This is a genomic window from Pseudomonas sp. C 49-2 (assembly GCF_003970195.1).
GTDB classification, from domain to species: Bacteria; Pseudomonadota; Gammaproteobacteria; order Pseudomonadales; family Pseudomonadaceae; genus Aquipseudomonas; species Aquipseudomonas canadensis.
On record NZ_RXYG01000005.1, the window covers coordinates 244,163 to 262,870 of the forward strand.

The 18,708-nt window shown below is 59.3% G+C and carries 16 protein-coding genes; 10 read left to right on the forward strand and 6 right to left on the reverse strand.

Annotation, left to right across the window (positions count from 1 at the left end; genetic code table 11):
• Positions 1 to 75 precede the first annotated feature (75 nt).
• Entirely contained in the window at positions 76 to 636 is a 561-nt protein-coding gene (locus tag EJ576_RS12305; RefSeq protein ID WP_003171731.1) for a response regulator transcription factor, read from the reverse strand.
• Positions 629 to 1,891 carry an ATP-binding protein gene (locus EJ576_RS12310; protein ID WP_016976240.1) on the reverse strand — a complete coding sequence of 421 codons (1,263 nt, stop codon included), beginning with the start codon at positions 1,889 to 1,891 and terminating at the stop codon, positions 629 to 631. Before EJ576_RS12310 ends, EJ576_RS12305 begins: the two co-directional genes overlap by 8 nt.
• 205 nt (positions 1,892 to 2,096) lie before the next feature.
• Between EJ576_RS12310 and EJ576_RS12315 the strand changes: the two genes are divergently transcribed.
• From EJ576_RS12315 to EJ576_RS12360, 10 genes are all read left to right on the forward strand, one after another.
• Positions 2,097 to 2,810 (forward strand): SIMPL domain-containing protein, encoded by a 714-nt coding sequence (locus EJ576_RS12315; protein WP_122723718.1) that lies wholly within the window; start codon positions 2,097 to 2,099, stop codon positions 2,808 to 2,810.
• A 90-nt stretch (positions 2,811 to 2,900) separates the two neighbouring features.
• Positions 2,901 to 4,502 (forward strand): ABC transporter substrate-binding protein, encoded by a 1,602-nt coding sequence (locus EJ576_RS12320; protein WP_126570436.1) that lies wholly within the window; start codon positions 2,901 to 2,903, stop codon positions 4,500 to 4,502.
• Between the two features lie 257 nt (positions 4,503 to 4,759).
• The gene (locus EJ576_RS12325; protein WP_122686084.1) at positions 4,760 to 6,388 is read left to right on the forward strand and encodes an ABC transporter substrate-binding protein; all 1,629 of its coding nucleotides are present in this window, start codon (positions 4,760 to 4,762) and stop codon (positions 6,386 to 6,388) included.
• A 331-nt stretch (positions 6,389 to 6,719) separates the two neighbouring features.
• Positions 6,720 to 8,297, forward strand: a complete 1,578-nt coding sequence (locus tag EJ576_RS12330) for an ABC transporter substrate-binding protein (protein ID WP_371923943.1) — start codon at positions 6,720 to 6,722, stop codon at positions 8,295 to 8,297.
• 170 nt (positions 8,298 to 8,467) lie between these two features.
• Positions 8,468 to 9,862 (forward strand): OprD family outer membrane porin, encoded by a 1,395-nt coding sequence (locus EJ576_RS12335; RefSeq protein ID WP_126570437.1) that lies wholly within the window; start codon positions 8,468 to 8,470, stop codon positions 9,860 to 9,862.
• Between the two features lie 80 nt (positions 9,863 to 9,942).
• Complete coding sequence (locus EJ576_RS12340; protein WP_123478142.1) at positions 9,943 to 11,541, forward strand: ABC transporter substrate-binding protein; 1,599 nt, start codon at positions 9,943 to 9,945, stop codon at positions 11,539 to 11,541.
• 76 nt (positions 11,542 to 11,617) lie between these two features.
• Positions 11,618 to 12,628 (forward strand): ABC transporter permease subunit, encoded by a 1,011-nt coding sequence (locus EJ576_RS12345; protein ID WP_084376347.1) that lies wholly within the window; start codon positions 11,618 to 11,620, stop codon positions 12,626 to 12,628.
• 10 nt (positions 12,629 to 12,638) lie between these two features.
• On the forward strand, positions 12,639 to 13,550 hold the full coding sequence (locus tag EJ576_RS12350; protein ID WP_003188486.1) for an ABC transporter permease subunit: 912 nt from the start codon (positions 12,639 to 12,641) through the stop codon (positions 13,548 to 13,550).
• Between the two features lie 10 nt (positions 13,551 to 13,560).
• Positions 13,561 to 14,529, forward strand: coding sequence for an ABC transporter ATP-binding protein (locus tag EJ576_RS12355; protein WP_028618822.1), 969 nt, complete (start codon positions 13,561 to 13,563; stop codon positions 14,527 to 14,529).
• Positions 14,529 to 15,500 (forward strand): peptide ABC transporter ATP-binding protein, encoded by a 972-nt coding sequence (locus EJ576_RS12360; RefSeq protein ID WP_016976250.1) that lies wholly within the window; start codon positions 14,529 to 14,531, stop codon positions 15,498 to 15,500. The genes EJ576_RS12355 and EJ576_RS12360 overlap by 1 nt, the downstream gene beginning before the upstream one ends.
• A gap of 77 nt (positions 15,501 to 15,577) precedes the next feature.
• Here the strand turns inward: EJ576_RS12360 and EJ576_RS12365 are convergent, their stop codons facing one another.
• The 4 genes from EJ576_RS12365 to EJ576_RS12380 form a co-directional block, all read right to left on the reverse strand.
• Positions 15,578 to 16,054: a hypothetical protein gene (locus tag EJ576_RS12365; protein ID WP_122723713.1), complete on the reverse strand. Its 477-nt coding sequence runs from the start codon at positions 16,052 to 16,054 to the stop codon at positions 15,578 to 15,580.
• A gap of 197 nt (positions 16,055 to 16,251) precedes the next feature.
• Positions 16,252 to 16,512 carry a hypothetical protein gene (locus EJ576_RS12370; RefSeq protein ID WP_122723712.1) on the reverse strand — a complete coding sequence of 87 codons (261 nt, stop codon included), beginning with the start codon at positions 16,510 to 16,512 and terminating at the stop codon, positions 16,252 to 16,254.
• A gap of 97 nt (positions 16,513 to 16,609) precedes the next feature.
• A complete protein-coding gene (locus EJ576_RS12375) occupies positions 16,610 to 16,855 on the reverse strand; it encodes a hypothetical protein (protein ID WP_122723711.1) in 246 nt (81 codons plus the stop codon).
• Positions 16,856 to 17,028: 173 nt separating this feature from the next.
• Entirely contained in the window at positions 17,029 to 18,612 is a 1,584-nt protein-coding gene (locus EJ576_RS12380) for a peptide chain release factor 3 (RefSeq protein WP_010213196.1), read from the reverse strand.
• Positions 18,613 to 18,708: the final 96 nt, after the last annotated feature.

Here is an 18,708-nt window from a genome sequence, read left to right on the forward strand (position 1 = left end):
GAACCGATCATAGTTGATCAGTTCGAGGCTCCGTGCGGCCTGAAGCAGATTGTTCAGCTGTTGTTCAGATCAGCCTCAGCGGCGTACTGGGCGCTTCTGCAACTTGCGCTGCAAGGTACGGCGGTGCATGCCCAGGGCGCGGGCAGTGGCGGAGATGTTGCCTTCGTGCTCAGTCAGCACGCGCTGGATGTGTTCCCACTGCAGTCGGTCCACCGACATTGGGTTTTCCGGCACCAGGGTGTCCAGGTCAGCGTGCTCGGAGAGCAAGGCGGCCAGTACGTCATCGGCATCCGCCGGCTTACACAGGTAGTTACAGGCGCCGCGCTTGATCGCCTCGACGGCGGTGGCGATGCTGGAGTAACCGGTGAGGATCACCACGCGCATTTCCGGGTCGAGTTCCAGCAGCTTGGGCAGCAGCACCAGGCCGGAGTCGCCGTCCATTTTCAGGTCGAGCGCGGCGTAGTCCGGCAGGTCGGCCTGGGCGATGGTCAGGCCTTCCTCGGCCGACCCTGCGGTGCTGACGCGGAAACCGCGACGGCTCATGGCGCGCGCCATCACGCGGGTAAAGGTGGCGTCGTCATCTACCAGCAACAGGTGCGGCAGTTCTTCGCCTTCGACTTGGATCTCGTCACTCATCGATATCTCCTCGTGCGACACGGGGCAGGCGCAGCTCGGTGAGCGTGCCACCTTCCTCATGACTATAGAGCTTCACTGAGCCGCCCGCGCGGGTCACGCTGGCCTTGCTCAAAAACAGGCCAAGGCCGAAGCCTTTGCCTTTGGTGGTAAAGAAGGGTTTGCCGATCTGCTCGGCAATGGCCAACGGTACGCCCGCGCCGTGGTCACGAATACTGATGGTCACGTCTTCGGCGTCCCAATCCAACTGTACGCCCAGGCCTTCAGGGCAGGCGTCGGCGGCGTTGTTCAGCAGGTTGAGCAGGGCTTGGGTCAGGTCCGGTGGCGGCGCCATGCGCGGCACGCTGCCCTGGCCCAGCAGGTGGAAGCGGTAGCTGGCTTCGGGGCGCATCAGGTGCCAGCGATTCAGGGCTTCGTCGAGCCACTGGGTCACGTCCTGCATTTCCACCGCCAGGCGGCGATTGGCTTCGGCGGCGCGCACCAGTTGCTGCAAGGTCTGCTTGCACTGCTTGACCTGTTCACGCAGCACACCGAGGTCTTCTTGCAGTGCCGGGTCGTGGTGGTCCTGGGTCATTTCGTTGAGCAGCACGCTCATGGTGGCCAAGGGTGTGCCCAGCTCATGGGCGGCGCCGGCGGCTTGGGTGGCGACGGCCAACAGTTGCTGGTCGCGCAGGCCTTCTTCACGGCGAATGGCGCGCAGTTCTTCCTGGCGGCGCAGTTCTTCGGCCATGCGGGCGGCGAAGAAGGTGATTACCGCAGCGGACAGCGCAAAACTCAGCCACATCCCGTAGATCTGCAGGTTTTCCCGAGCGATCGGGAAGGTTTGCAGCGGGTAGAACCGCGCCAGCAGCAGGGTGTAAAGGGTCAAGGCGATACCCGACAGCACCACCGAGTAGCGCCACGGCAAGGTCACGGCAGCGATGGTCAGTGGCACCAAGTAATACGAAACAAACGGATTGGTAGAACCACCGGAGAAATACAGCAACACACTATGGATAAACAGGTCGCAGGCCAATTGCAGGGCGTATTCCAGCTCGGTCACCGGCCAGGTGGTACGCAATCGGATCGCGGTAAACACACAAAGCACGGTGGAGAAACCGAGGGTCACGCCCAGTTGCAGCCACGGCAGCGGCAGCAGGTCGAACCAATAGGCGAGCCCGACGGAGCCAGCCTGTGCGGCCAGGACCAGGGTACGGATGAACGTCAGGCGCCAGAGGTTCTGGCGAGTGGCGGAAGTCAGTTTTACGGCGGCGAGCATGTGCTCTCCCGGTGAGCGCTGCAGGCGGATCGGCAGGAGTATAAACGAAGCAGGCCGGCTGGCACGGCGTGTGTGGCTCTTTGCCGCAGGCCGGACCAATGACCGTTCGTCGGCTTCACCACAACTTGTAGCTAATGTGTAAACCCGAAGAACCCGATGCCACCGTCTACAGTCATACCCAACACGACTATCTCAAGGAGCTTCCATGTCTCGTTTCACTCGCAGTGCAGCCGCCCTCACCCTTAGCGTCGGCACCCTGGTCAGCCTGCCAGCACTGGCCGCTGACGCACTGAACTACAACCAGATTTCCCTGCGCGCCGAGGTCAGCCAGGAGGTGGCCCGCGACAAGATGATCGTGACGCTGTACACCGAATCCCAGAACAGCGACCCAGCCAAGCTCGCCGCTGAAATCACCACCACCATGAACAAGGCGCTCGGCCAGGCGCGCGAAGTCAAAGGCGTGACCCTGCGCCAAGGCAGCCGCAACAGCTACCCGATCTACGACAGCAAAAACCAGAAGATCACCGGCTGGCGTGAGCGCGCCGAACTGCGCCTGGAAAGCGCGGACTTTCCGGCACTGTCCAAGCTTACCGGCGAACTGCTGAATACCCTGAAAATGGACAGCATGGACTTCGCTATCGCCGACGCCACGCGCAAGTCCAGCGAAGATGCGCTGCTCAAGGATGCGGTCACCGCGTTTAAAGCACGCGCGCAACTGGCAACGGATGCGCTGGGTGGCAAGGGCTACAAGATCGTCAACCTGAACTTCAACACCAATGGTTATCCACAGCCCTACGCCCGTGGCGGGATGATGATGAAAGCCGCCATGGCGGATTCAGCCCCGACGCCTGAAGTGGAGGCTGGCACCAGCCAGGTCAATATGATCGCCGATGGCATGATTGAAGTGCAGATGCCGTGACCCCTACCTGATAAACCTGAACGGCGTTACCCTCGGTAGCGCCGTTTTCGTTTGGGCAGCTTATATATGTCTGCCACTTCAGGGGTCTCCATGGAAAGAATCGCCTTAAAACCGCTCCTCCTCGCTGCCGGCCTGCTGGCTTTTATGCCAATGGCCCACGCCGCCAGCACCCTGGTCTACTGCTCCGAAGCCAGCCCCGCCGGTTTCGACCCCAGCCAGTACACCAGCGGCACTGATTTCGACGCCTCGGCCGAAACCGTGTTCAACCGCCTGACCCAGTTCAAGCGCGGCGGCACCGAAGTCGAACCTGGCCTGGCGACGAGCTGGGACATCTCCCAAGACGGCCTGACCTACACCTTCCACCTGCGCGATGGCGTCAAGTTCCACACCACCGATTTCTTCACCCCTACCCGCGACCTCAACGCGGATGATGTGCTGTTTACCTTCAATCGCCTGCTGGATGCGCAAAGCCCGTTTCGCCAGGCCTACCCTTCCGAGTCGCCGTACTTCACCGACATGGGCTTGAACACCACGATCAAGCGCGTCGAAAAACTCGACGAACACACCGTGCGCTTCAACCTGAATAACGTCGATGCGTCGTTTGTGCAGAACCTGGCCATGAGCTTCGCCTCGGTGCAGTCCGCCGAATACGCCGCGCAACTGCTCAAGCAAGGCAAGGCCGAAGAGATCAACCAGAAACCGGTAGGCACCGGGCCGTTCGTGTTCAAACGCTACCAGAAGGATTCGCAGATCCGCTACGTGGCCAATAAACAGTATTGGAAACCCGAAGATGTGAAGCTCGACAACCTGGTGTTCGCCATCACGCCAGATGCGGCGTCGCGCCTGCAAAAGCTCAAGGCCGGCGAATGCCAGGTCAGCGGCTACCCGCGCCCTGCGGATATCGAGGTGATGAAACAGGACCCGAACCTGCGTGTCTTGCAACAAGCCGGTTTCAACCTGGGTTTCCTGGCCTACAACGTGACCCATCCGCCGTTGGACCAGCTCAAGGTGCGCCAGGCGCTGGACATGGCCATCGACAAGCCGGCGATCATCAAGGCCGTGTACCAGAGCGCCGGACAATTGGCGCAAAACGCATTGCCGCCTGCGCAGTGGTCTTATGACCCCAGCATCAAGGACGCGCCTCACGATCCGGTGATGGCCAAGGCGCTACTAAAAGAAGCAGGGGTTGCACCAGGTACCACCATCAACCTGTGGGCAATGACCGTGCAACGCGCCTCCAACCCCAACGCGCGCATGTCCGCACAAATGATCCAGCAGGATTGGGAAAAGGTCGGTATCAAGGCCAATATCGTCAGTTATGAATGGGGCGAGTACATCAAACGGGCCAAAAACGGTGAGCACGACGCCATGATTTATGGCTGGACCGGTGACAATGGCGACCCGGATAACTGGCTGGGCGTGCTCTACAGTTGTGCCGCAGTCAAGGGCAGCAACTACGCCAAATGGTGTAACCCGGCCTACGACAAGCTGGTGCAGCAAGCCAAGGTCAGCAATGACCGCGAGCAGCGCATCAAGTGGTATCAACAGGCTCAGAAAATCCTTAAGGATCAAGTACCTATAACGCCTATTGCGAACTCGACGGTTTTCCAGCCACTGCGTAAGGAAGTGAAAGACTTCAAGATCAGCCCGTTTGGGCTGACACCGTTCTACGGCGTGAGTCTAGATAAGTAACAGCAACGCCCCAACCGAGTGCGCTAGACGCCTCGGTTGGTCATTTTTGGTGCGCCAGTTGCACCGAAAAAACCCTCAAAATATGCGCAAATATGTACAAACTTTCATAATTGCGACATTCCTGTACGTTCGTACCACTGTTTCACCCTCACAACGGTTCAGCATCTTGCAATGGGTATGGCGCCTGCATAGTATCCGCAGGCCGACTCACGAGGTCGCCCTCACCACCAAAAATGACAACAAATCATGAGGCCAACATGCTTAAACACGCAGTCATTCCGTTAATTGTTAGCGCTGGCCTTATGGCCGCAGCTCCTTTCGCCCAAGCGGCGACTAACCTGGTGTTCTGCTCCGAAGGGAGCCCGGCCGGTTTCGACCCAGGCCAGTACACCACCGGAACAGACTTCGATGCCTCGGCCGAAACCATGTTCAACCGTCTGACCCAGTTCGAACGCGGCGGCACCGCTGTGATTCCTGGGCTGGCCACCAGCTGGGACGTGTCCCCGGATGGCTTGACCTACACCTTCCACCTGCGTGACGGCGTCAAGTTCCACACCACCTCGTACTTCAAGCCGACCCGTACCTTCAATGCCGATGACGTGCTGTTCACGTTCAATCGCATGATCAACAAGGACGATCCGTTCCGCAAAGCCTACCCCACCGAGTTCCCGTACTTCACGGACATGGGGATGGACACCAACATCAAGAACATCGAAAAAGTCGACGAACACACCGTCAAGTTCACCCTTGGTACCGTGGACGCCGCTTTCATCCAGAACCTGGCGATGAGCTTCGCGTCGATCCAGTCGGCTGAATACGCCGCCCAACTGCTCAAGGAAGGCAAGCCTGCCGACATCAACCAGAAGCCGATCGGCACTGGCCCGTTCGTGTTCAAGAGCTACCAGAAAGACTCGAACATCCGTTACACCGGCAACAAGGACTACTGGAAACCTGACGACGTGAAGATCGACAACCTGATCTTCGCCATCACCACCGACCCGTCGGTGCGTATCCAGAAGCTGAAGAAAAACGAATGCCAGATCACCCTGTTCCCACGTCCAGCCGACCTCAAGGCGCTGGGCGATGACAAGGACCTGAAACTGCCGCACCAAGCCGGTTTCAACCTGGGCTATATCGCCTACAACGTCATGGACAAGGTCAAGGGCAGCGACCAGCCAAACCCACTGGCTGACCTGCGCGTACGCCAGGCGCTGGACATGTCGGTGAACAAGCAGCAAATCATCGACTCCGTGTACCAGGGCGCCGGCCAACTGGCCGTCAACGCCATGCCACCGACCCAATGGTCGTATGACACCACCATCAAGGACGCCAAGTACGACCCTGAGAAAGCCAAGTCGCTGCTCAAGGAAGCCGGCGTCAAGGAAGGTACCGAAATCGTTCTGTGGGCCATGCCGGTTCAGCGTCCGTACAACCCGAACGCCAAGCTGATGGCTGAAATGCTGCAGAACGACTGGAAGAAGATTGGTCTCAACGTGAAGATCACCAGCTACGAGTGGGGCGAGTACATCAAGCGCTCCAAAGGTGGCGAGAACCAGGCCATGATCATTGGCTGGAGCGGTGACAATGGTGACCCGGACAACTGGCTGAACGTGCTGTTCGGCTGTGATTCGCTGTCTGGTAACAACTTCTCCAAATGGTGCGACAAGAAATTCGACGGCATCGTAAAAGAAGCCAAGGCAACGTCGGACGTCGCCAAACGCACCGAGCTGTATAAGCAGGCGCAACACATCCTCAAAGATGCTGTCCCGATGACACCTATCGCGCACTCGACGGTGTATCAACCCATGCGTTCCACCGTGCAGGACTTCAAGATCAGCCCGTTTGGCTTGAACTCCTTCTACGGCGTGAGCGTCAGCGGCAAGTAAGGATCATTGACGGCGACGTTTCCTAACGTCGCCGTTATTGCATCCGCCTGGACCGTAGGAAACAGACCACGCCCGCAATCGTTGCGTCCTACAGCAACGAACTGCGATGCGTGACGCCGTTACCTACAAGGTCAATCCGATTTGGCGCATTTACTGCGTGGTCCGCGACCCATAACGTTGTAGGACAGCAGAGGCTCCGAATGCGGAAAGGCACTTGCTGCGTGTGGGATCAGCGATGTCACCCTGGCCAAACGCCGGGGTGGTTGTTCGCTGATGACAACTACAAACAAGGATCGGGATCGTCATGCGCCATACCACCGTACTATCCGCAATGTTTGCCACCAGCCTGCTGGCTGTGGCCACGATGGGTCACGCCGCCGACAAGCAGAGCCTGGTGTTCTGCTCGGAAGGCAGCCCAGCCGGTTTTGATACTGCGCAATACACCACCGCCACCGATAACGATGCGGCCGAGCCGCTGTACAACCGCCTGGTTGAGTTTGAAAAGGGTGAGACCGGTGTCGTACCTGCATTGGCAACCAAGTGGGATATTTCGCCAGACGGCCTGACCTACACCTTTCACCTGCGTGAAGGGGTGAAATTCCACAGCAACAAGGAATTCAAGCCGACGCGGGAGTTCAACGCCGACGACGTGCTGTTCACCTTCAACCGCATGCTTGACCCCGACCATCCGTTTCGCAAGGCCTACCCCACGGAGTTTCCGTACTTCAACGGGATGAGCCTGAACAAGAACATTGCCAAGGTCGCCAAAACCGACGCGCACACCGTGGTAATGACCCTGAACACGGTCGACGCCGCGTTTATCCAGAACATCGCCATGAGCTTCGCCGCGATCCTCTCGGCCGAATACGCCGAGCAGTTGCTCAAGGATGGCAAACCGAGTGATATCAACCAGAAGCCTATCGGCACTGGCCCCTTCGTGTTCCAGCGCTATCAGAAAGATTCGCAGATCCGCTATGTGGCCAACAAACAGTACTGGGACCCGAGCAAGGTCAAGCTTGACCAACTGATCTTCGCCATCAACACCGACGCGTCGGTGCGAGTGCAAAAGCTCAAGGCCGGCGAATGCCAGGTGACCCTGCATCCGCGCCCGGCTGACGTCGATGCCCTCAAGGCCGACCCGAACCTGCAACTGCTGACCAAGCCCGGCTTCAACTTGGGCTACATCGCCTACAACGTGCGCCACAAGCCCTTCGACCAGCTCGAAGTGCGCCAGGCGCTGGATATGGCGGTGAACAAGCAGAGCATCCTGAACGCCGTGTACCAGGGCGCGGGGCAACTGGCGGTCAACGCCATGCCACCGACGCAGTGGTCCTACGACGACAGCATCAAGGACGCCGCCTACAACCCGGAAAAAGCCAAGGAATTGCTCAAGGCCGCCGGCGTGAAAGAAGGCACCGAAATCACCCTGTGGGCGATGCCGGTACAACGTCCGTACAACCCTAACGCCAAGCTGATGGCCGAGATGCTGCAAAGCGACTGGGCCAAGATCGGCCTCAAGGTCAAGATCGTCAGCTACGAATGGGGCGAGTACATCAAGCGCACCAAGAACGGTGAGCACGATGTAAGCCTGATCGGCTGGACCGGTGACAACGGTGACCCGGACAACTGGCTGGGCACCCTCTACAGCTGTGACGCCATCGGCGGGAACAACTACTCCATGTGGTGTGACCCGGCGTACGACAAGCTGATCAAGCAAGCCAAGGTCGTGACCGACCGCGAACAAAGGACTGTTCTGTACAAACAGGCGCAGCAACTGCTCAAGCAGCAGGTGCCGATCACGCCAGTCGCCCACTCGACGGTCAACCAGCCGTTAAGCGCCAAAGTCGAAGGTTTCAAAGTGAGCCCCTTCGGCCGCAACGTGTTCTCGGGCGTCAGTATCACCCCATAAGAAAATAACCGGATTGCGCAGGGCGAATACCGCCTTGCTGCAAACGCGCGGCCTTTTGTTGGGAATTTTCCTACGCCAAACGTTTGCAATGGCTTGAACGAGTTACACACCCAATAGCCGGATCACCAAAAAAGACCGGCATTAAAAAGAGAACCAAAGGAGCTTCATCCATGAAACTGAGCAGCAAAGCGCTTCTGGCCCTGGCCATTAGCAGCATCACGGCCACCGCCTACGCTGAATCCGTCAGCCAGGACTTCGTGCCTACCACACTGGCCGGCACCAGCGCTCAAAGCGAGGCCAAGGGCTTTATCGAAGACTTCAGCCTGGGCGGCACTACCCGCAACTGGTACTCCCACGAAAGCAAATACCGTGGCGGCACCTTCGCATACAAAAAGCACGGCCAGACCCTGACCGACCGTAACCGTACCAACTGGGTACAAGGCACCATCATCAACGCCAGCTCGGGTTTCACCCAGGGCACCGTAGGCGTCAAGACTGAATTGGCGGTGTACAACGCCGTGGTCCTGGACCGTAGCAAGCGTGATATCAAAGGCGGCTCCAACCGTACCCTGGCTGACTCCGATGGTGATGCAGTCGGCCAATGGAGCAAACTGGGCCTGGCCAACGTGCAGTTCCGTGTGTCGAACACCACGTTGACCGCCGGTCGTCAGAACTTCAGCAGCGGCATCGTCGATACCATCGGCAACCGTGCGTTGCCTTCGAGCTTCGAAGGTGTGAGCTTCAACAGCGAAGAGTTCAGCAACCTGTCGTTCCAGGGCGGCGTGTTTGACCGCGTTTCGCCACGTAGCGAACAGAGCCTGTCGAAATTCCGTAGCGAATACGGCAATGGCGCGGAAACCGACAAGGTGTCCACCCTGGGCCTGAACTACCAGCCGCTGAAAAGCCTGAAAGTCAGCGTCTTCGGCGCCAACGTGAAGGACTTCTGGAACCAGTACTACTTCGGCGCAACACACGAGCTGGGTGATGCACAGCAACTGGCGCTGACCACTGGTTTCAACTACTACAAGACGGTCGATGAAGGCAAAAAAGAGATGGGGGAAATCGACAACGATACCTTCTCCCTGTCCCTGGGCCTGGCCCACCAGGCTCACAGCCTGACCTTCTCCTACCAGCAAGTGAACGGTAACGAGTACTTCGACTACCTGCACGAAACCAACGGCATCTACCTGGCCAACTCCCTGACCTCTGACTTCAACGGTCCGAACGAGAAATCCTTCCAGGTTGCCTACGGCATCAACATGGCCGAATACGGCGTGCCAGGCTTGAAGTTCAATATCTACTCGGCGCGTGGCTGGGGCATCGACGGCACTCACTACACCGGCAACAACGGTCGGGCCAAGTTCGCCTACGACGGCATCCAGAGCCAAGACGGCGAAAAACACCAGGAATACGGTATCGGTGGTTCTTACGCCATCCAGAGCGGCCCACTCAAGGCTACTACCGTGCGCGCAACGTATGTTGAGCACCGTGGCAGCGAGTTCCAATCGGACGGCAGCATCAAAGAGTTCCGTCTGGTGACCACTGTTCCGTTCAACATCCTTTAATTAGCGCCAGGTAGACGGCGGGCTCAGGACGAGCTCGCCGTTTACGCTTGTCTGGTCCCATCGATTGCAGAGGGCTCCGAATGAAATTGCTCCCACTACAAGCCGCCATGGCTGCTGCGCTGTTGAGCGTGGCGATCGGCGTTTCGGCCAAACCACTGGTGGTCTGCACCGAAGCCAGCCCGGAAGGTTTTGACCCGGTCCTGTACACCACGGCCGTGACCGCTGACGCCGCCGCCGAGACCATGTTCAACCGCCTGGTGGACTTCAAGCCCGGCACCACCGAAGTGATCCCCGCGCTGGCCAAAGACCTGCCCGAGATCAGCGCCGATGGCCTGACCTACACCTTTCACCTGCGTGACGACATCAAGTTCCACACCACCGACTATTTCAAACCCACGCGCAACATGAATGCCGACGACGTGCTTTGGAGCTTCCAGCGCCAGCTGGACCCGAACCACCCGTGGCATAAAAAGTCCCTCGTGGGCTACCCGTACTTCGAAAGCATGGGCTTCAAGGAACTGCTCAAGAGCGTAGAAAAGACGGACGATCACACCGTCGTCTTTACCCTGACCCGTCCTGAAGCACCGTTTTTGGCCGATCTGGGCATGGCATTTTCTTCAATCCACTCGAAGGAATACGCCGACCAGTTGCTCAAGTCCGGTAAGACCGAAGACCTTAACGCCAAGCCCATCGGTACTGGCCCATTCGTCTTCACCCGTTATCAGAAAGACGCCCAGGCGCGGTTCAAGGCAAACCCCGACTACTTCCGTGGCAAACCGCAGGTAGACCCGCTGATTCTGGCGATCAGCACCGATAACAACGTGCGCCTGCAAAAGCTCAAGGCCAACGAATGTCAGATCGCGTTGTTCCCCAAGCCAGATGACATCCCAAGCATCAAGAAAGACCCGAACCTGAAAGTCGATGAGCTGGCGGCGATGACCACCAGTTACACCGCGTTGAACACCACCCACAAATACATGAGCGATGCGCGGGTGCGCCACGCGATCAACATCGCGTTCGACAAGGCTGGCTACACCGAAGCCCTGTTCGGCAAAGGCAATGCTGTAGTGGGCACCGGCCCTTATCCGCCGACCTTGCTGGGCTTCAGCGACAAGCTTAAAAACCCACCCCGTGACCTGGAAAAGGCCCGCGCCCTGCTCAAGGAAGCCGGCGTACCGGAAGGCACTGAGTTCACCCTGTTCACCCGTAACGGTGGCGGCCCGACCAACCCTAACCCGATGCTCGGCGCCCAGCGCATGCAGGCGGACCTGGCGCAGGTTGGCCTGAAAGTGAACATCAAAGTCATGGAATGGGGCGAAATGCTCAAGCGAGCCAAAAACGGTGAGCACGACATGGTTTCGGCGGGCTGGGTGGGTGATAACGGCGACCCGGACAACTTCCTGACGCCAAACCTGAGTTGCGATGCAGCGAAAAACGGCGAAAACTACGCCCGCTGGTGTAACAAAGAGTTTCAAGACTTGATCGACAAGGCCCGCGCTGTCGCTGAACCCGCCCAGCGCGCTGCACTCTATGAACAAGCACAGGACGTTTTCGATAAGGACCAACCATGGCTTCCCATGGCTTATCCGAAACTGTTCACCGCCATGCGCAAGAACGTAGAAGGCTTCATTCAAAGCCCTCTGGGTACAAATAACTTCGCCACCACCCAGGTGAAGTAAATAAGAGAAACGCTCGGCACCGTCGACATTGGCGGTGCCGAACCTGCCTAACCGGCTGATTGAGGTAAACAACAAGATGTTTAGTTTTATTGCCCGCCGACTGGGGTTACTGATCCCCACGTTTTTCGGCATAACGTTGCTCACGTTTGCGTTGATTCGCATGATCCCTGGCGACCCCGTCGAAGTCATGATGGGCGAGAGGCGCGTCGACCCCGAGATGCACGCACAGGCAATGGAACGCCTTGGCCTTAACAAGCCGCTGTATGCGCAATACCTGGATTACGTCGGCAAACTTGCCCAGGGCGACCTTGGCGAATCGCTGCGTACCCGCACCAGCGTGTGGACTGAATTCACCGCCCTCTTCCCGGCGACCCTGGAACTGTCCATGGCCGCCCTGTTGTTCGCCGGTATCCTGGGCCTGTTGGCCGGGGTGATCGCGGCACTCAAGCGAGGATCCCTGTTCGACCATGGGGTGATGGGCATCTCCCTGGCGGGATATTCGATGCCGATCTTCTGGTGGGGCCTGATCCTGATCATGTTCTTCTCGGTCAGCCTGGGCTGGACCCCGGTTTCCGGGCGGATCGACCTGCTCTACGACATCGAGCCGCGCACCGGCTTCATGCTGATCGACACCCTGCTGGCTGACGAGCCGGACGCGTTCTGGGATGCGTTGCACCACCTGATCCTGCCGGCCATCGTACTCGGCACTATCCCGCTGGCGGTGATTGCGCGGATGACCCGTTCGTCGATGCTCGAAGTCCTGCGCGAAGACTACATCCGCACCGCCAAGGCCAAGGGCCTGTCGCCGGCGCGCGTGGTGTTCGTGCACGGCCTGCGTAACGCGCTGATTCCGGTACTGACCGTGGTTGGCCTGCAAGTCGGCACCCTGCTGGCCGGCGCGGTTTTGACCGAGACCATCTTCTCCTGGCCCGGCATCGGCAAATGGCTGATCGAAGCCATTGGCGCGCGGGACTACCCGGTGGTGCAGAACGGCATCCTGCTGATCGCCTGCCTGGTGATCATGGTGAACTTCGTGGTGGACATCCTCTACGGCTTCGCCAACCCACGCATCCGTCACCAGCGCTGAGATCATGACCATGACCACACCTACTCAAGTGTCAGCAGTCGATCAAAGCCTGCTGTACCCGTCTCCGTACAAAGAATTCTGGCAAGCTTTTTCCAAGAACAAAGGCGCGGTTGCCGGCCTACTGTTCATGTTGCTGATCGTGTTCTGCGCGATCTTCGCACCGTGGGTTGCACCGCATAACCCGAGCGAGCAATACCGCGACTTCCTGCTGACCCCGCCGGCCTGGCTGGAAGGTGGGCAGATGCAATTCCTGCTCGGCACCGACGAACTGGGCCGTGACTTGCTCTCGCGCCTGATCCAGGGCTCGCGCCTGTCGTTGCTGATCGGTTTGTCGTCGGTGGTGATGTCGCTGATTCCGGGGATCCTGCTGGGCCTGTTCGCCGGGTTCTTCCCACGTCTGCTCGGCCCGACCATCATGCGTCTGATGGACATCATGCTGGCCTTGCCCTCGCTGCTGCTGGCCGTTGCCATCGTCGCGATCCTCGGCCCTGGCCTGATCAACACCGTGATCGCCATCGCGATCGTGTCGCTGCCGTCCTATGTCCGCCTGACCCGCGCTGCGGTGATGGGCGAACTAAACCGTGACTACGTGACCGCCGCCCGCCTCGCCGGAGCCGGCCTGCCACGCCTGATGTTCATCACCGTGCTGCCCAACTGCATGGCGCCGCTGATCGTACAGGCCACCTTGAGCTTCTCCTCGGCGATCCTCGATGCCGCGGCCCTGGGCTTCCTCGGCCTTGGCGTACAACCGCCAACCCCGGAGTGGGGCACCATGCTGGCTTCGGCCCGTGACTACATCGAACGCGCCTGGTGGGTGGTGAGCCTGCCTGGTTTGACCATTTTGCTCAGCGTGCTGGCAATCAACTTGATGGGCGACGGCCTGCGCGATGCGCTGGACCCGAAACTCAAGAACGCCGCCTGAGGAGATTCCCATGTCACTGTTAGAAATCAAGAATCTCAACGTGCGCTTCGGCGACAAGACCGCCGTCCCGGTGGTCGATGGCCTCGACATTTCGGTCGACAAAGGCGAAGTGCTGGCGATCGTTGGCGAGTCGGGTTCGGGTAAATCCGTGACCATGATGGCGCTGATGGGCCTGATCGAGCATCCCGGCATCGTCACCGCCGACGCGCTGAACTTTGACGGCAAGGACATGCTCAAGCTGAGCAACCGCCAGCGCCGCCAGATCGTCGGCAAAGACCTGGCGATGGTGTTCCAGGACCCGATGACCGCGCTGAACCCCAGCTACACCGTGGGTTTCCAGATTGAAGAAGTGCTGCGCCTGCACCTGAAAATGTCCGGCAAACAAGCGCGCAAGCGTGCCATCGAACTGTTGGAAAAAGTGGAGATCCCAGGCGCTGCCAGCCGTATGGATGCCTACCCGCACCAACTGTCCGGCGGCATGAGCCAGCGTGTGGCAATCGCCATGGCGATTGCCGGCGAGCCGAAACTGCTGATCGCGGACGAACCGACCACGGCGTTGGACGTCACCATCCAGGCGCAGATCATGGAACTGCTGCTGGCCTTGCAGAAAGAACAGAACATGGGCCTGGTGCTGATCACTCACGACCTTGCAGTCGTGGCGGAAACCGCCCAGCGTGTGTGCGTAATGTACGCAGGCCAGGCGGTTGAGGTCGGCCAGGTGCCGCAACTGTTCGACATTCCGGCGCACCCGTACAGCGAAGCGCTGCTCAAGGCGATCCCCGAGCACAGCCTCGGCGCCACGCGTTTGGCGACGCTGCCAGGTATCGTTCCAGGTCGTTATGACCGCCCGCAGGGTTGCCTGCTGTCACCGCGCTGCCCGTATGTACAGGATTCCTGCCGTGCCCAGCGTCCGGGGCTTGATCCAAAAACCAACAGCCTTGCGCGCTGCTTCTACCCCTTGAACCAGGAGGTGGCGTAATGGCCGTCGTTCTTACCGCCCGCGACCTGACCCGTCACTACGAAGTGTCCCGTGGCCTGTTCAAGGGCCACGCCCTGGTGCGTGCGCTCAATGGTGTGTCGTTCGAGCTGGAAGCCGGCAAGACCCTCGCGGTCGTGGGCGAATCCGGTTGCGGCAAATCCACACTGGCCCGCGCCCTGACGCTGATTGAAGAACCGTCTTCCGGCTCGCTGAAAATCGCAGGGCAAGAAGTCGCCGGTGCCGACAAGGCCCAGCGCAAGCAATTGCGCAAAGACGTGCAGATGGTGTTCCAGAGCCCATACGCTTCGTTGAACCCGCGCCAGAAAGTCGGTGACCAACTGGGCGAGCCGCTGCTGATCAACACCAACCTGTCCGCCGCCGAACGCCGCGAAAAGGTCCAGGCGATGATGAAGCAAGTGGGCCTGCGCCCCGAGCATTATCAGCGCTACCCGCACATGTTCTCCGGTGGCCAGCGCCAGCGGATCGCACTGGCCCGGGCGATGATGCTGCAACCGAAAGTGCTGGTGGCGGATGAACCGACCTCGGCGTTGGACGTGTCGATCCAGGCTCAGGTGCTGAACCTGTTCATGGACCTGCAGCAGGAATTCAACACCGCCTACGTGTTCATCTCCCACAACCTGGCGGTGGTGCAGCACGTCGCCGATGACGTGATGGTGATGTACCTCGGCCGCCCGGTTGAAGTCGGTCCGAAGGAAGACATCTACGCACGCCCGCTGCACCCCTACACCCAGGCGCTGCTGTCGGCCACCCCGACCATCCACCCGGACCCGAACAAGCCGAAGATCAAGATCGTCGGCGAACTGCCCAACCCGCTGAACCCGCCGCCTGGCTGCGCCTTCCATAAGCGCTGCCCGTATGCGACAGCACGGTGCAGCACCGAGGAGCCGCAGTTGCGCGCCTTGGATAACCGCCAGGTGGCTTGCCACTACGCGGAGCAGTTTGTGGCTTGAACCAGCAATAAAAATGCCCCGGTTGTTCACTCCGGGGCATTACATGCGTTCTACAGCCCTTCCCATCAGGTTGCGCATCAGCCTGGCGGGAGGGGTTTTCTTTTGGGCTTGGATGGAAAACGCTTGCGCAGGGTTTTACCCCAGGGAGCAGCCCCCTTGACTTCGCCCTTGCCCTTTATCGAAATAACACCGCCGTTCAGGGCAACCTCAATCCCAAAAATGAGCTTAACGCGCCAAATGCCCGGATCGCTGGAAGAAAAGTCCGCCGCTTCCCGAACCACGTAGCCGCCCTGCCAATTATTAGGTCGACCGCCGACAGTGTAATGAACCGAGGCTTGATACTCGTCATTGGAACCGTAGGTGTATTTTTTACGTTGCGGGTCTCGTTCTGGAATATAAAGCGTCAGCTCTACATCTACACCATCGCTTGCAGTGGAACGGGCTTGAACCACGAAATCCTCGCTTTGGTCATCAGCCACAAAACCCAGATCGGTCGATTCAAAGGCCTGAGCTCCCACTTTCCATTCAAACCGTCCCGTCGCCTTGTTTTTCATGGTGCTCTCCTGTTTCAGGCATTGATCGGCCCCTGGATAAAGACACCTGAAAAATAAGGAAGCGAGCGCCGGCCGTCTACTGTCAAACCTGACAGGTCGGTTCAGCAATCAAAGGTAATGGGGAGCGTCAAAGAATGCGTTCCCACGCAGAGCGCGGGAACGATCGCGGGCATTACAGGCAGGGGGCCCCAGGCGTATCAGGTGTCGCTGTCACCTTCAGTGTCATCGTCATCTGGCGGCGTTTGCTGGTCGTCATCATCCTTTGAGCCGCCCTGATCTTCGTCACCGGGTTCCGACTCGCTCTTGGCCAGTTGCAAACCACCGGCCTGCACCGTCTTCGCCGCCACAAAGCCCGGCGCCTGGCTCTGCACAGCCGCACTGGCCCATGCGGACGAGATGCCCAGGGATAACATCACCAACACTTTCAGCAACAGCACTACACGTTGAAAGATAGTCATGGTCGATTTCCGTCCAGTCAGTGAATCACGTGCGGCGGCGTACGACCGTCGCTGTGGATTAAGCTAGTTCCGATCCTGGGTTTGCGCCAATTACGCCTCAGGTATCGCCATCATCGTAGGTTTCGCTGTCTTCGCCCTCGTTGTAAGGGTTTTCTTCATCCTCCTTCGGCGCCGGCTGGGCCTGGGGCTGCCAGCTGCCAGAGTTGACCTCGTTCTGTTTGCGCTTGGTGACCGGTCCAGTGTCCTTCCACTGGGGGGTGCCTGCACCCGCCATCGCCCAGGAGGCAGACAACCCCAAGACGCCCAGCAGCACCAGTTGAATGGCGCATCGAGTTAAACGCATCAGGAACTCCTATTCCGTCGGTGAATCGGTGAAATATGTGAACGCTAGACCGGATACGGGGTTAGCGCCAATTCAGTAGGAGCCGGCTTGCCGGCTCCTACAGGTTGGGTTTGTGGCGAGCATGAAAAAGGGCGAAGCCATTACAGCTTCGCCCTTTATCGACCGCTTGGACCTTAGTGGTGCTCACGGGTCGCACGGAATTTCACATCCGGCCAGCGTTCTTCCATCAACGCCAGGTTCACCCGCGTCGGCGCCAGGTAAGTCAGATGACCACCACCGTCGACCGCCAGGTTTTCCACAGCCTTGTTGGAGAACTCTTCCAGCTTCTTCTTATCGCTGCAATCGATCCAGCGCGCGGAGTACACGGTGATCGGCTCGTAGGAGCATTCGACCTTGTATTCCTCTTTCAAGCGGCTGGCGACCACATCGAACTGCAGCACACCGACGGCGCCGAGGATGATGTCGTTGCTGCGCTCCGGGAAGAACACCTGGGTGGCGCCCTCTTCCGCCAATTGCTGCAGGCCCTGGCGCAGTTGCTTGGATTTCAGCGGGTCACGCAGGCGAACGCGACGGAACAGTTCCGGGGCGAAGTGCGGGATACCGGTGAAGCCCAGGGCTTCGCCTTCGGTGAAGGTGTCGCCGATCTGGATGGTGCCGTGGTTGTGCAGGCCGATGATGTCGCCGGCGTAGGCTTCTTCGAGCTGTTCACGCTCGGAGGAGAAGAACGTCAAGGCGTCGCCGATGCGTACGTCCTTGCCGGTACGCACGTGGCGCATCTTCATGCCTTTTTCGTATTTGCCGGAGCAGATGCGCATGAAGGCGATACGGTCGCGGTGTTTTGGGTCCATGTTCGCTTGGATCTTGAACACGAAGCCGGTGAATTTCTCTTCGACCGGTTCTACGGTGCGCTCGTTGGCGACACGGGCCAATGGGCGCGGAGCCCAATCCACCACGGCGTCGAGCACATGGTCGACACCGAAGTTGCCCAGGGCCGTACCAAAGAACACCGGGGTCAACTGGCCGTCGAGGAATTCCTGCTGGTTGAACTCATGGCAGGCGCCCTGCACCAGCTCCAGCTGATCGACAAAGCGGTCGTACTCGTCACCCAGGTGGGCGCGGGCTTCGTCGGAGTCGAGTTTCTCGATGATCTTGGTTTCGGTGCGCTCGTGACCGTGGCCGGCGGTGTAGACAATGATGTAGTCGTCGGCCAGGTGGTACACGCCCTTGAAGTCGCGGTAGCAACCGATGGGCCAGGTGATCGGCGCAGCCTTGATCTTCAGGACGGCTTCGATTTCGTCCAACAGTTCGATCGGGTCGCGGATGTCGCGGTCGAGTTTGTTGATGAAGCTGACGATGGGCGTGTCACGCAGACGGCACACGTCCATCAGCGCAATGGTACGTGGCTCGACGCCTTTACCGCCGTCGAGGACCATCAACGCCGAGTCGACCGCGGTCAGGGTGCGGTAGGTGTCTTCGGAGAAGTCTTCGTGGCCCGGGGTGTCGAGCAGGTTGACCATGTGGTCGCGATACGGGAACTGCATGACCGACGTGGTAATGGAAATACCCCGTTGTTTTTCCATTTCCATCCAGTCGGAGGTGGCATGGCGGTCGGATTTGCGGGATTTCACCGTGCCGGCCACCGCGATTGCCTTGCCCATCAGCAAGAGTTTCTCGGTGATGGTGGTTTTACCGGCATCGGGGTGGGAAATAATGGCGAAAGTGCGGCGTTTCGCGACTTCGGCGGCCTGGTGGGTCATGGGAAATCGCCTGGCAGGTGAGTCAAAAAAGGGCGGCGAGTATAGCGCAAACCCCAGGGGCCGGACCACCGTTCACCCGATTGGGGGTGGCTAAAT

Bases quoted from the DNA above. Each gene is read 5' to 3' on its own strand.
- EJ576_RS12305 (WP_003171731.1), bottom strand. From the start codon at position 636: ATGAGTGACGAGATCCAAGTCGAAGGCGAAGAACTGCCGCACCTGTTG.
- EJ576_RS12310 (WP_016976240.1), bottom strand. From the start codon at position 1,891: ATGCTCGCCGCCGTAAAACTGACTTCCGCCACTCGCCAGAACCTCTGG.
- EJ576_RS12315 (WP_122723718.1), top strand. From the start codon at position 2,097: ATGTCTCGTTTCACTCGCAGTGCAGCCGCCCTCACCCTTAGCGTCGGC.
- EJ576_RS12320 (WP_126570436.1), top strand. From the start codon at position 2,901: ATGGAAAGAATCGCCTTAAAACCGCTCCTCCTCGCTGCCGGCCTGCTG.
- EJ576_RS12325 (WP_122686084.1), top strand. From the start codon at position 4,760: ATGCTTAAACACGCAGTCATTCCGTTAATTGTTAGCGCTGGCCTTATG.
- EJ576_RS12330 (WP_371923943.1), top strand. From the start codon at position 6,720: ATGTTTGCCACCAGCCTGCTGGCTGTGGCCACGATGGGTCACGCCGCC.
- EJ576_RS12335 (WP_126570437.1), top strand. From the start codon at position 8,468: ATGAAACTGAGCAGCAAAGCGCTTCTGGCCCTGGCCATTAGCAGCATC.
- EJ576_RS12340 (WP_123478142.1), top strand. From the start codon at position 9,943: ATGAAATTGCTCCCACTACAAGCCGCCATGGCTGCTGCGCTGTTGAGC.
- EJ576_RS12345 (WP_084376347.1), top strand. From the start codon at position 11,618: ATGTTTAGTTTTATTGCCCGCCGACTGGGGTTACTGATCCCCACGTTT.
- EJ576_RS12350 (WP_003188486.1), top strand. From the start codon at position 12,639: ATGACCACACCTACTCAAGTGTCAGCAGTCGATCAAAGCCTGCTGTAC.
- EJ576_RS12355 (WP_028618822.1), top strand. From the start codon at position 13,561: ATGTCACTGTTAGAAATCAAGAATCTCAACGTGCGCTTCGGCGACAAG.
- EJ576_RS12360 (WP_016976250.1), top strand. From the start codon at position 14,529: ATGGCCGTCGTTCTTACCGCCCGCGACCTGACCCGTCACTACGAAGTG.
- EJ576_RS12365 (WP_122723713.1), bottom strand. From the start codon at position 16,054: ATGAAAAACAAGGCGACGGGACGGTTTGAATGGAAAGTGGGAGCTCAG.
- EJ576_RS12370 (WP_122723712.1), bottom strand. From the start codon at position 16,512: ATGACTATCTTTCAACGTGTAGTGCTGTTGCTGAAAGTGTTGGTGATG.
- EJ576_RS12375 (WP_122723711.1), bottom strand. From the start codon at position 16,855: ATGCGTTTAACTCGATGCGCCATTCAACTGGTGCTGCTGGGCGTCTTG.
- EJ576_RS12380 (WP_010213196.1), bottom strand. From the start codon at position 18,612: ATGACCCACCAGGCCGCCGAAGTCGCGAAACGCCGCACTTTCGCCATT.